At 40.9% G+C, this 13,037-nt stretch carries 9 protein-coding genes; all 9 read left to right on the top strand.

Annotated elements, in window-relative coordinates; all coding sequences use genetic code 11:
* Positions 1-111 precede the first annotated feature (111 nt).
* A complete protein-coding gene (locus tag BkAM31D_RS20015; RefSeq protein WP_066157001.1) occupies positions 112-1,230 on the top strand; it encodes a mandelate racemase/muconate lactonizing enzyme family protein in 1,119 nt (372 codons plus the stop codon).
* Between the two features lies 1 nt (position 1,231).
* On the top strand, positions 1,232-1,951 hold the full coding sequence (locus tag BkAM31D_RS20010) for a hypothetical protein (RefSeq protein WP_066156998.1): 720 nt from the start codon (positions 1,232-1,234) through the stop codon (positions 1,949-1,951).
* Positions 1,948-3,066, top strand: coding sequence for a M20 peptidase aminoacylase family protein (locus tag BkAM31D_RS20005; RefSeq protein WP_066156994.1), 1,119 nt, complete (start codon positions 1,948-1,950; stop codon positions 3,064-3,066). The genes BkAM31D_RS20010 and BkAM31D_RS20005 overlap by 4 nt, the downstream gene beginning before the upstream one ends.
* Before the next feature lie 34 nt (positions 3,067-3,100).
* On the top strand, positions 3,101-4,525 hold the full coding sequence (gene nhaC / locus BkAM31D_RS20000; protein ID WP_066156991.1) for a Na+/H+ antiporter NhaC: 1,425 nt from the start codon (positions 3,101-3,103) through the stop codon (positions 4,523-4,525).
* A gap of 143 nt (positions 4,526-4,668) precedes the next feature.
* On the top strand, positions 4,669-4,794 hold the full coding sequence (locus tag BkAM31D_RS24560) for a hypothetical protein (RefSeq protein WP_257391605.1): 126 nt from the start codon (positions 4,669-4,671) through the stop codon (positions 4,792-4,794).
* Between the two features lie 174 nt (positions 4,795-4,968).
* Positions 4,969-7,431 (top strand): EAL domain-containing protein, encoded by a 2,463-nt coding sequence (locus tag BkAM31D_RS19995; RefSeq protein ID WP_066156989.1) that lies wholly within the window; start codon positions 4,969-4,971, stop codon positions 7,429-7,431.
* 465 nt (positions 7,432-7,896) lie between these two features.
* On the top strand, positions 7,897-9,078 hold the full coding sequence (locus BkAM31D_RS19990; protein WP_066156985.1) for a sensor domain-containing diguanylate cyclase: 1,182 nt from the start codon (positions 7,897-7,899) through the stop codon (positions 9,076-9,078).
* Positions 9,079-9,477: 399 nt separating this feature from the next.
* Positions 9,478-10,215: an alpha/beta fold hydrolase gene (locus BkAM31D_RS19985; RefSeq protein ID WP_235820505.1), complete on the top strand. Its 738-nt coding sequence runs from the start codon at positions 9,478-9,480 to the stop codon at positions 10,213-10,215.
* 64 nt (positions 10,216-10,279) lie between these two features.
* Positions 10,280-12,802 carry an EAL domain-containing protein gene (locus tag BkAM31D_RS19980; protein ID WP_066156976.1) on the top strand — a complete coding sequence of 841 codons (2,523 nt, stop codon included), beginning with the start codon at positions 10,280-10,282 and terminating at the stop codon, positions 12,800-12,802.
* Positions 12,803-13,037: the final 235 nt, after the last annotated feature.

Below are 13,037 nucleotides of genomic sequence, written 5' to 3'. Positions count from 1 at the left end.
CTTGAAATGAAAATTCGCAATTGACGAAATATTATTGACAATATATCATAGTTATTAATTAACGACAACTAAACGACATGTTAAGTGTGTGTAGGGGGAGCGGATATTATTATGAAAATTACAGCTGTTCATCTTTATGGAATTCACCTGCCTTTAAAAGAACCGTTTATCGTCAGCTACGAAACGTACACGTCGATTCCTTCTGTCATTGTCAAAATAGAAACAGACAATGGGTTGTCTGGTTACGGAGAAGCCGTTGCGGATGAACATGTAACAGGTGAGACGTGGGCAAGTACGTATCAAGTGTTGAAAAATACGTTGATTCCCGCTGTGATCGGAGAGAATCCGTTTCACCTTGAGAAAATTCATGACAAGATGAATCAAGTTATCCACCACGCACCGACAGCAAAGGCAGCAGTCGATATCGCTTGTTATGATTTGATTGGCAAAGCATTGAAACAACCGGTCTATCAACTACTTGGCGGGAAGTATCATGAGCAATTCCCCGTTGCTCATGTCGTAAGTATTCTTGAGCCTGAGGAAATGGCAGCAGACGCGCTGCGAGCGGTTCAGCAAGGCTACAAAGTTTTAAAATTGAAAGTCGGAACCGATAAACGAAAAGATATTGAAAGAATTCGTGCGGTTCGTGAAAAAGTCGGAAATGAGATTGTGATCCGAGTTGATGTGAATCAAGGCTGGACGACAAGTGCTGATTCTTTATTTGTTTTAAACAAAATTGAGGATTGCGAGATTGATTGGATTGAGCAGCCTGTTTTAGCTGATGATCTTGACGCTTTAGTAGAAGTGAAGCAGAAAAGCCGTCTTCCTGTAATGGCCGATGAAGCATTACATAGCAAGAAAGAGATGCGTGAAATCATTGCCAAACGAGCGGCTGATAAAGTAAACATTAAATTAATGAAATGTGGCGGAATCTATCCAGCAATGAAACTCGTCCATCAAGCAGAAATGGCTGGCATCACCTGTCAGGTTGGATCAATGGTCGAATCATCGATCGCCTCAGCGGCTGGGTTTCATCTTTCCTTTTCCAAGAAAAACATTACAAGTGTTGAGTTAACAGGTCCATTAAAGTTCACAAAAGATGTCGGCAATCTGACGTACGACCTTCCGTATATTCAACTCAATGACTTACCGGGACTTGGGGTTGAAGTAGATGAAGATGTACTCTTTGAGTTAACAGACATGCATGATGTGATAAAGGGGGATTGCTAGCATGGAAATCCTTGCTAGGGGAACATTGGTGAATCAAACGACGAAGTGCGAGGAGCCTTTTCTAGTACGTACCCTAACGAAACAGCATCTTTCACAAGTTTTACAAGTTCAGCAGCAAGTTACCTGGCATCTTGAAGTGAAAGAATCGCTTCAGCCCCTTACAGTTGAAGAGTTTGAACATGTATTTAGTGATGGGGGACTGATGATAGGAGCTTTCGTAGGCGAGCAATTGATTGCGTTTCGTGTGCTTTTGTTCCCTAGGGATCACCCGGAAAATCTAGGTCGTGACCTAGGTCTCTCATTGGAAGAACAAGAAAAAGTCGTTCATCAGGAATTAAGCTGTGTGCTTCCTCAATACCGTGGAAATCGCCTGCAAAATCAATTAGCTCAACTAATTATGAAAAAGTTTCAAGAGCAGAAGCTTCCGTATCGTTATCTTTGTTGCACGGTGTTTCCGACGAATGTTCCAAGTGTCAAAGATAAGTTTAAACAAGAGATGCTAATAGTTAAAATCACAGAGAAATATAGCGGCAAAAGAAGATACATCTTTTTAAAAGACTTAGAACAGCATCGCTTGTTAGATTTACAGACCGTTATAGCCGTAGTGATGACCGATTACGAACAACAAAAAGCATTGCTAACAACGGGATATTATGGCTTTGATACAAAGGAAGAGAACGGAGAGAGAAAGATTCTTTTTGCGAAAGGGGGAGCGTTATGAAGCAAATAGTAGAGAGCCTGCACGATCGGTTGCTTCAAATATTTGACCATCTTCATAGCCATCCGGAGCTAAGCTGGAAAGAGGAGAAGACGACTGCTTATATCAAACAGCTTCTTGAACAAGAGGGCGTTGTTGTGAGGACGTTTCCAGATTGTACGGGTTTGGTTGCTGAAATTGGAAGCGGCATGCCTGTTGTGGCTGTTCGTGCTGACATCGATGCCCTCGGTCAGGAAGTCAATGGAGTGATTCAGGCGAACCATTCTTGTGCTCATGATGCCCATATGACGATTGCAATAGGAGTACTGCTGACTTTACGAAAACAGGAGCTACCAAAAGGGACCGTTCGATTTATTTTTCAACCGGCTGAAGAAGTAGGCAATGGTGCGTTAAAAATGGTTGAAAAGCAAGTGGTTGATGATGTCGATTACTTATATGGTGTTCATGTAAGACCGGTGCAAGAGCTCAAAGGAGGACAAGCGACACCGGCGATTATCCATGGAGCTGGATTGTTTTTTGAAGGAAAGATTATAGGTGAAGATGCCCATGGAGCGCGGCCTCATCTAGCAGTCAATGCGATTGAAGTAGGTTCGGCGATCGTTGAACAGCTAAAAGGGATCTATGCTGATCCGCAAGTTCCTCATTCAGTCAAACTGACAAAGTTTCAGGCTGGTGGAGAGAATGCCAATATTATTCCGGGGTCGGCTGTTTTTTCGATTGATTTGCGTGCTCAATCGAACGAAGTGTTAGATCAACTTCAAACGAAAGTTGAACATGTAATCGAAGCGATTGGAAAGCTGTATGACGTTGAGATCAGGCTCGATGTTCTCGATTATGTTCCGGCAGCAGAAGTACATAAGCAAGCTGAGTCTATGATGGAAGCAGCTATTAATGAAGTGATTGGACAAGAAAGGTTCGTGGGACCGATTGTCACATCAGGCGGCGATGATTTTCATTATTACACGATTAAACGTCCGCATTTGAAAGCGACCATGCTTGGACTTGGAGCGAACTTAACACCAGGATTGCATCATCCATATATGACATTTGAGCGGGAGGCCATTTTTACAGGGGTGGAGATCCTCGCACAAGCTGTTGTGAAAACGTTAAAAAATTGAAAGCGCATACAAATTTATGGACGGGGGAAGACAGATGAAACAAGAAGAGAAACAGATTTCTTTTGGTTGGGCTATCATTCCTTTAATTATTATGATTGCAGCGATGTCTTATACGATTGTCATTGTAGGCGGTGACCCGCATATTCCGTTAATCCTTGGGACGGTTGTAGCGGCTCTGATTGCGTTAAAGTGCGGCTTTTCATGGGGAGAGATTGAGGGAGGACTTTACAAAGGGATTCGCTTAGCTCTTCCAGCGATCGTCATTATCATCATGGTCGGTATTATTATTGGTGCCTGGATTGGTGGCGGTATTATTGCAACTATGGTTTATTATGGATTGAAACTGATTTCCCCTTCTCTTTTCCTTGTTTCGATTACAGTCATTGCTGCCATCGTGGCTCTTGCGATCGGCAGTTCATGGTCGACGATGGGAACAATTGGAGTAGCGGGAATGGGGATTGGGCTAAGTATGGGAATTCCAGCGCCAATGATTGCAGGAGCAATCATTTCTGGTGCTTACTTCGGCGATAAAATGTCACCGCTTTCAGACTCAACGAACTTGGCTGCCGGAGTTGTCGGAGTCGATCTGTTTGAGCATATTAAGCATATGTTTTTCACGACGATTCCTGGTCTCGTTATTGCGTTAGTTGTTTATTGGTTTCTCGGCAGGCAGTTTTCAACGATTTCAATGGAGGACGGTCAAATTAGCGAAATTATGACTCAGTTGCAGGCGAACTTTGTCATTACGCCTTGGCTCTTACTCGTTCCGGCGATCGTTATTTTACTAGTAGCTAAAAAAGTACCTGCGTTACCAGCTTTAACGGTCGGAGTATTCTTAGGGTTAGTTTCGCAAGTATTTGTTCAGGGCGGACAGATCGGCGATGCCATTAATACTCTTCAAGGTGGCTTTTCGATTGTGTCTGGCAATGAGATGATTGACAGCTTGTTTAACCGCGGCGGGATTGATGACATGATGTACACCGTATCGTTAACGATTGTCGCAATGACATTTGGCGGTGTCTTAGAAAATACAGGAATGCTCAAGTCGATCGTGAATCAAATCTTAAAAGTCGCCAAAACAGGAAAAGGCTTAGTCTCAACCGCTATTTCAACCGCATTTATAACAAATGTGACAGCGGCAGAACAATACATTTCTGTTGTCGTACCTGGAAGAATGTATGCGCAAAGTTTTCGTGACAAAAAACTGCACCCGAAAAATTTATCACGAGCTGTTGAAGATGGAGGTACCCTCACTTCCGTGTTTGTTCCATGGAATACGTGTGCGATCTTCATATTCGCAACGTTAGCTGTTCATCCGTTAGAATATGCGCCTTATGCGATCTTAAATTTGGTTGTACCGATTATTTCCTTCATTTATGCATGGACTGGTTTTTCGATTACACCTTTGCCTCCTGGCGGCGATGTGAAAGTGGATCAGGATGATCGAAAGGTAATTTAAAGTTGCAATAGAAGTCCCTGAAAAAGGTGGTCAGAAACCTTTTTCAAGGGCTTCTTTTCTTGTTCATTAAAAGGTATCGTTTCGTAAGACTCGAGGAACCCTAAAAAAGAACGAGTTTCATAAAGTAGAAAGGAGAGGTCTGGATGAAAAAGCAGCAAAGAAATCAATCAAATAAAGGAAGACAAGAGCAATCCAAGCAACAGCAACCATCGAGAGACAATCAACAACCGCTTCCGCAGCCAAAAGATTACGAAGAAATCGAGTATTAATCACCCTTTGAGACTGCTTATTAGATGTGACTGTTCTACGGAGCAGTCATTTTCATAGTAAATCCTTCTTACATAAATGTATTTAATTGGGTTTTTGTGTGATATGATGGAAAAAGTAGAAATTTGTCGGTTTACGTTGAATTTTCAAACTTTGTGGCCGGGGAGGGGTGTGTGATGTTTAGGGAAATAATTCCTAGCTGGTTCGTAGAGCGGATGGGAAGAATCAGTTATTCAAAGAAGTTCTTTTTGCATTTCATTGCACTCACAATCCCTCTGATGTTCGCAATGTCTCTCATAGTAATAGATGTACATACAAATTTGAAACAAAATCAATTAGAACAACAAGCGATCGACTCATTTCTTCATACATCTGAGCTGCTTATGTATGCGCAAATTCACCGCGGGCTCAATCAGTCTTATTTAAGAGGGTATGATGACTTTACGGAACAAGTTCAAGAAACACAACAAGCGGTCGATGAGAAAATATCAGACATTGATTCAAAAAGAGAACAGTGGCCTGCTTTTTTTCATGCGGAAAAGTGGGATCAGATTAAGGCGCAATGGCACCGAGTAAAGGAAGAGAATCATTTACTTAAAAGCTATTATATACATAATCAATTGAATGAAGAAATATTGATTTTTGTTAACGAAATCGGGGAGCAGGCGAGAATCTATTTGAATCCAGACGCCAAGATGAACCGGCTAAGTAGTGTCCTAAATGGTGATTTGTTGCTCGCTACGGAAGCGCTTGGAAAACTGAGAGCGTATGCAACGAGTTTGAGTTTTGCCGATACACGTACACCTGAGCAGCAAGAAGAATTAGCAATCATGATTGGTGGAGCACAATTTTTCGTTCAAAGTGTTGCTGTGAGGAACCCTGATTTAAATGGAGAGACAAAGCTAGATGTCGAATTAGAACAATTTACTACGAGTGCCAAGCAGTTTCTCCGTTTAATAAAGGCAGACGAGTTGTCAGCCATCGGTCCTGAGGGTGTTTTTTCATCTGGATCGAACGCCATTACAAGTGGGTTTACTCTTTACGAAAAAGGGAATGGAATTCTTTTAGAGCATTTACAAGAGAAAGAGAAACAGAGCCGTCTACTTATTGGATTGGTTGTTGTGTCTTTTCTTTGTTCGATCGGAATGGTATGTCTTCTTTTTGGGAGTAGTTACGTTTCTGTTATGCAAACGATTCAGGCGCTTAATAAAGGGACGAGACGCTGGATTGACGGAGACTTTTCTTCAAGAGTGGAAATTAAGACGCAGGATGAATTAAAGTATATCGGTGATTCGTTTAATCAGATTGCCCATAGTTTCGAACAAAAAATAAAAGAGCAGGAGCAGGCAAATGAGCGGATTTATGCACTCGCCTTCACTGACCAACTAACACAGCTGCCGAACAATCACCAATTGCAATTGATCGTAGAACGGGACATGGAGGCCGGGATGAAACAGGCAACGATTCTCCGTCTTGATATCGGAAGGTTTAAAAATGTGAATTACTCACGCGGTTTCCAAATTGGTGACGAGACGCTCAAGCAATTTGCTAGGCGGTTACAGGAAGTGTTAGGAGAAGAAGAAGTTCTTTCGCGGCAGAATGGAGATAAGTTTACCTTGTATCTTCCTCATCAAGCAGACGTAGAACAGGTTAATGAGAAAATAGAACGTATTTTAGAGCAATTGAAAAAGCCGTTTGACATTTCTGGGTTTACGTTTTATTTAAGTATTCGAATTGGGCTTAGTCAATATCCAAAAGACGGACAAACCTTCACAGCCCTTATGCAGCAAGCGGAAGAAGCGATGTACGAGGCGAAAGAAGACAAAGAAAAACAGTATGTCTATTACCATGACGGGATTCACCAAGGCTTTAAGCAAGAATATGAACTTGAAAATAATCTGCGTGTCGCGCTCGCTAATAACGAATTGTTTCTAACGTATCAACCGAAGCAAAATGTAAAGACAGGTGAAATAACGGGGATGGAGGCGCTCGTACGTTGGAAGCACCCTACGATAGGGATTATTTCTCCATTAAACTTTATCCCGATCGCTGAGAAAACCGGTTTAATTTATCAAATTGGAGAATGGGTTCTTCATGAAGCCTGTAGACAAACGAAACAGTGGCAAGTAGAAGGATTTCAACCATTAGTTGTCTCCGTTAATCTTTCGGCAAACCAGTTTAATCGAAAAGACTATCTACTTCCCCTCATTGATCGAATACTAGCAGAAACAGGGCTTGACCCCACCTATTTGCAGCTTGAACTGACAGAAAGTGGCTTCCAAGATCCTGTTCTTGTAAAACCGATTCTTGAGCAAATGAAGGAGCGCCGCCTCACCATTTCCATTGACGACTTTGGAACAGGCTACTCTTCTTTAAGCTATTTAAAACAATTCCCAATTGACGTAGTGAAAATTGATCGTGCGTTTATTCGCGAAATTTGCGAGAACAAAGGAGATCAGCAGCTGACAAAATCAATGATTGACCTTGGCCATGTATTGGGGATGAAAGTGATAGCAGAAGGTGTGGAAGAAATCGAGCAAATCGAGTTGTTACGTGAGCTTGGTTGTGATGAAGTCCAAGGGTTTTTCATAGCAAAACCGTTAACGAATGAGGAGTTTATCGAATTTTTGCGGAAGTAGCTAAGCTGAGAGAGAAAACAAGCACTGCTAATGGGAGGTTCATTCGTGTATGAATGGGACTCCTATTAGACGATCTCCGAGAGGAAGCGTCTAAGGGACAAATGGAGGAAGAAAGAGGACCGGCCTGTCCGAGAGGAAGCGTCTAAAGGACAAACGGAGGAAGGATTTGAGGCAACCTGTCCTTTATAAAGCCGAGTCTACTAAACAAACGGTGAACCTGAGTATTAATAAGCATTTAAACATGCAGCTGTCTCCCTAACTCCTAGTTCATACGCGGATGGCTGCTGTTTGATAGAGAGTTTCTCATTTCTACTCGTAACCTAAAACTGCTAAACTAGTTTGCTTCGTTTTATGTCCTCTTAATCTATTAGGAGGGTATGGGAGGAAACACCTATATATGTGTTGGTGCTTTTCCTATAGGATAATATTATTCTTTTAATGAATTTCGATAAAAGGGTGTTGAACATGAAAAAAGATAGAGGTGTCGCTCTTGGTGTGGGCGGGGGTGTGCTTGTTTTTGTAGGTCTCATTTTTAGTTCTTCTCATTTGATTTGGATTGTTTTGTTGGGTTTGGTTGTTATCGTACTCGGTGCGTGGTCGTTGTGGAGAAAATTCAGTGTGTTGCAAGCGAGCTATGAAAAGCTAGTAAAGGAAAAACAACAGATAGAAAAGGAAAATGAGCGTTTAGTGAAGCTCTCACAAGAGTATGAGCTTTTGTTTAATTCTTTTACTCGAGTGGCCTTAGTCATGGTTGATAAAAGCAGCAACGACGTTCATTTTTCTAAAGGGGTAGAGGATCTGTTTGGTTTTAGCCAGCAGGAGCTTAATGCGTATCCAAACTTGTGGAAAAGCTTAATCCATCAGGAGGACCGAGCCAAAGTTGATCAAGTAGAAAAAGCACTTGAATGTAACGAAGAAGCGGAAGTTGATTGCCGGATTCTCCTAGATGGAGAGGAAAAGTGGATTCAGTTATATTGGAAAGCGTATAAGGATGGGACTGGGCATTCTGAAAAAGTGTTTGGGAAGTTCAGGGACATTTCGAAACAGAAGCGATTAGAGCTAGAGTTGAGGCAAATGGCGTTTTTTGATGACTTAACAGACTTACCGAACCGGAAAATGTTAGATCGTCATATTGAAAAAGCCTTATCGCGAGCGAAGCGTCATCAGCATAATTTCACGCTTATGTTCGTCGATTTAGATGATTTCAAAATTGTTAATGATACTCATGGGCATGATGTAGGAGATCAGCTATTAAAACAAGTAGTCAGTAGATTACACGAAAGCATCCGAGAGGAAGACTTGATAGCTCGTATCGGTGGTGATGAGTTTATCGTTGTCTTCGAAGAAACGACAAAAGAAGAAATTGAGGACATAGCTAAAAGAATTGTCAGTAACGTTTCTCTTCCATATGATCTTGAGGGAATTGAAGCAAAGATTTCGTTAAGCATCGGGGTGAGCATGTACCCAGAGGATGGCGAAGACAAATCGACGTTAATTCAAAATGCTGATAAAGCGATGTATCATGCCAAACATAACGGCAAAAATCATTTTGTCTTGTATACACCGGAGTTGGAGGAAATGGAACCGAGTGAGGTCGGTGTTTGGGCGAGATGGAAAAACTTTGTTCAAAGCACAAAATTCTGGTAGTAGACGGGTGATTTAGGTCTAGTTAGAAAGAAAGATTCTAAGTGAGGTACGCCAAAAGGAATTCAATCCTTTTGACGTGCCTCTTCTTTTTTGTATGAGTACACTCGCTTAGAAGGAGAAAGGAGTTAAGACGTTAGTCTCTGTTGTTTTACTATATTTGGATAGGGTTTTCCCTTTATATGATACTAAAGAACGATTACCAGGAATTACGTTTTACTTGTTTTATAGTCTACCAATATAATGATAGAGATAGTCTAAAAGATAGAAAAAAAGCCTGAAAGTCAATATTTTACAACTACTATACTAATTCTTTTTGAGGTGTTTTGAGAGCACCTCAAACGATACCGGCAAACTACGAATTGCTTAAAAAGCTACCTGAAAGATGAAAGAGGGATCGTCTTGGAAAAAGAAACGATAATTTTTTTGCATGGGATTGTTGGAAATAAGAATGCGTTTAAAAAAGAAATAGCAAAGTTGAAAGAACAGTATCATTGTATCTGTTATGATTTGTATGACGTTCATGAAGTCGGACTTTCGTTAACCGTTTTGATTGAGCGACTTTCTCATCAATATAAGAAAGCAAAACTGAAGAAGGCTCATCTTTGTGCGCTCAGTTTTGGAAGCCTGATTGCGGTAGCGTTTGCGAAGAAGTATCCAGACATGGTTGAGAGTATCACGGTTGTTGGCGGGTATTGCTGTCAAGTTCCGTCACGATTTTATACAAATGTTACGACAATGCTTGAGAAGAAAGACCAAATTGATTATGAGGAGTGGGTTTGTGAATATGCACGCCTCTTAAATCCCAATGTAGATAGCATCGCAGAAGATTCTGAAGCCATTTTTATTCAATATGCTAAGCAAGTCCATCCGGTTGTTTTAGAGAAGCTGATTCGCATGCAGCTTGAGTTTGATTCAAAAACGGCATTAGCTGGTTTAACGATGCCTGTTTTATGGGTGATGGGGGAGTATGATGAATTGTATAAAGGAACTCTTTCACATCTGAAAACCCAAATTCCACATGTGGAGTATCATGAGATTCAGCGGGCTGGGCATGTGGCGCATATTCATCAACCAGAGTTGTTTATGTTGCTTTTCCAAACGTTCTTAAGGAAGGGTCATCATAGTAAAATTGCTTAAGCACGAAATTGACTTTCATATAGCAGTTTCACATCTAGTTGCTTTATGCCTAAGGAGGTAACCTATGTCCATCAAAAAGAAACTGCCACTCATCTTTACCTCATTGGTATTATGTATTTTAATCGCAAACAGTACATTGCATTACATCCGCTCAAAGGAAAAGTTAATTGAATACAATGAACGTGAGATTGAATTAATTACCCAAGAGGTTTCCTATCAAGTTGAAAATTCAAGAAACGGTGCACAATACGTAGAAGATATTATCGCACGTGAGTTACGGACAGCTTCGATTGCGATTCGGAACGCTTTACCAGCCGAGCATGAAAATGTGACGAACGAACAATTATCGGAGCTTGCGGAGGAATTACTCATATCTCATATTACACTCCTCGCTCAAACAGAGGACGATATTATTGGAGTGAAATCATCCGATGCTCATGAAATTAATATGTCTACTAAAGATTGGCTTTTCTGGTACGACGCCTTTTTGGAGTTGCTTGAGTTAACGCCCGTAACAGTTGAAGAAGGTCTTGCTCTTCCGAATTACTGGGCTGGGCCGATTGAAGTGGCTGCCAGCAATCCTGACCATACAGATAAATGGGGTTATTTTCACGATGGGACGACCGATTATATTATTAATCCATATTACCGAGATAACCAAGTTCTAGAGTATGAGAAGCTATTTGGACCAGCCAATATTATGGAGCGATTTACTAGCAAACTAGAGGGTGTCCTTGAACTGACCGTCTTTAATCCTGACAAATTTGGAAAAGAGACGAAATGGATGCATAACAATGGCAATAGCTTTATTCGGATCGTCGATCAGCCAATTTGGTACGGGACGTACGATTTTGAGAACCAGGCAATCGATGCGGGGCTGATTCAAGAGGCGATTGAAACGGAAACTTCGCAAAAGTACACAGACGAAGTTAATGGGAAACTAGTAACAAAGACACTCGTCCCTATTGATACAGGCAGCCAAGACCCTTATGTAATTGGAGTCGTGTATGACTATAGTTTAATTCAAAAAGAACTTGAGAAAGAACTGATCCAGCACTTAATTCTTGCGATTCCATTTATGTTACTCGTGTTATTAACAAGTTTTATTTTCTCAAGATCGATTACAAAGCCGATTGGTAAAATTGTTGTCAAAGTGAATGAAATTGCACATGGTCATTTCGGGGAGAGCATCTTATTAAAACGAAAAGATGAACTCGGTCACCTTGCACAAAATGTCAATGCCTTATCTAATTCCTTACAAACCTATGTAACGGACTTAGAAAAAAGCCAGGAGTTGATCCAATTCCAAGCCTATCATGATCCTCTTACAGGGCTGTTAAACCGAAGATACTTCCAAGAAGAATTGGAAAAGCGTCTTTCGGAAGCAGACAAAACAGGAGAAACGGTTGCGATCTTATTTATCGATGTCGACCGCTTTAAAGATGTGAATGATACGTTAGGACATGCAAGAGGCGATCAATTAATCCGCCTCATCTCTGAACGAATCAAGCTATCATTGACGAATGGAAATAGTGTTCTAACAAGGCAAGGCGGCGATGAATTCGTCATTTTAGTAAGTGGTCTTGAAGAAGAGAAGATCACTGCTTTAGCCAAAGACCTTGTCTCAACGATTAGCCAACCTTATCTCATTGAAGGCAATGAAGTGATCGTAAGTGCAAGCTGTGGCATCAGCTTGGCACCGAAACATACGAATAAAATGGAGACATTAATGATTTATGCCGATGGCGCAATGTATGCAGCCAAGAAAGATGGCGGCAATCATGTCGTTGTTTATAATGAAGAAATCAATAAAGAGAAAAATGAAAAGCTAAGAATCGAAAAGCGTCTGAGAAAAGCGATTGCCAATGAAGAAATTGAAGTTTACTACCAGCCGAAGATTGATGCTAAGTCTGATCAGTTAAGAGGCGTAGAAGCACTGCTGAGATGGACAGATGAAGAACTAGGTTTTGTTCCGCCAGATAAATTCATCTCCATTGCTGAGGAGACGGGACTCATTCACCCACTTTGGAAAATAGCAATGAAACAAGCATGTTCGCAAATTTCAATATGGAATAGCCAAAGAAATGAACCGATTCGATTAGCTGTGAATTTCTCAGCGAAACAATTTCAAGACCCGTGTTCTTTAGTGAATCAAGTGAAGGACATCCTAGCTGAACATCAACTGGCACCAAATTTATTTGAAGTTGAAATAACAGAAAGTACATTGCTCTTTAAAACGACAGAAACGATTAAGGCACTCAAAAGTCTACAAGAGTATGGAATTTCTGTCTCGATTGATGATTTTGGAACTGGATATTCCTCTTTAAGCTACTTGAAGACTTTGCCGATTAATTGTTTGAAGATTGATCGTTCGTTTATTCAAGACATTACAGAGGACAACCGCAATGCAGAAATTCCGCTAACGATCATCAACCTTGCACGCAGCTTACACCTTGATGTCGTTGCCGAAGGAGTAGAAGAAAACCATCAAAAGGAATTCTTAGTACAAAATCAATGTAACTACATGCAAGGGTTTTTCTTTAGTAAGCCGCTAAGCAAAGACGATTTTGAAAAGAATTGGCTGTAGCAATCTTCACTTTTTAAATGAAATAATGAATGAGTTAAAAAGGCAATCCTTTAATGGGATTGTCTTTTTGCTTTGGATGACTTTGTGAGTTCTCCCTACATATATAAATGATTTCGGTTAAAGATATGGGAGAATAAGAATGGTTTTAAAGGAGAGTCTAACTTGGATTTGCATTTTATATGGAAAGCGATTGGCATTGTTTTAGGTTGGAACCTTATTACAGAAGTGGTACATA

This window comes from Halalkalibacter krulwichiae, from assembly GCF_002109385.1.
In the GTDB taxonomy this organism is placed as follows: Bacteria; Bacillota; Bacilli; order Bacillales; family Bacillaceae_D; genus Halalkalibacter; species Halalkalibacter krulwichiae.
Note: the sequence above shows the minus strand (reverse complement) of the source record. Positions and strands in the feature narration are given on the sequence as shown.

Bases quoted from the DNA above. Each gene is read 5' to 3' on its own strand.
- BkAM31D_RS20015 (WP_066157001.1), top strand. From the start codon at position 112: ATGAAAATTACAGCTGTTCATCTTTATGGAATTCACCTGCCTTTAAAA.
- BkAM31D_RS20010 (WP_066156998.1), top strand. From the start codon at position 1,232: ATGGAAATCCTTGCTAGGGGAACATTGGTGAATCAAACGACGAAGTGC.
- BkAM31D_RS20005 (WP_066156994.1), top strand. From the start codon at position 1,948: ATGAAGCAAATAGTAGAGAGCCTGCACGATCGGTTGCTTCAAATATTT.
- nhaC (WP_066156991.1), top strand. From the start codon at position 3,101: ATGAAACAAGAAGAGAAACAGATTTCTTTTGGTTGGGCTATCATTCCT.
- BkAM31D_RS24560 (WP_257391605.1), top strand. From the start codon at position 4,669: ATGAAAAAGCAGCAAAGAAATCAATCAAATAAAGGAAGACAAGAGCAA.
- BkAM31D_RS19995 (WP_066156989.1), top strand. From the start codon at position 4,969: ATGTTTAGGGAAATAATTCCTAGCTGGTTCGTAGAGCGGATGGGAAGA.
- BkAM31D_RS19990 (WP_066156985.1), top strand. From the start codon at position 7,897: ATGAAAAAAGATAGAGGTGTCGCTCTTGGTGTGGGCGGGGGTGTGCTT.
- BkAM31D_RS19980 (WP_066156976.1), top strand. From the start codon at position 10,280: ATGTCCATCAAAAAGAAACTGCCACTCATCTTTACCTCATTGGTATTA.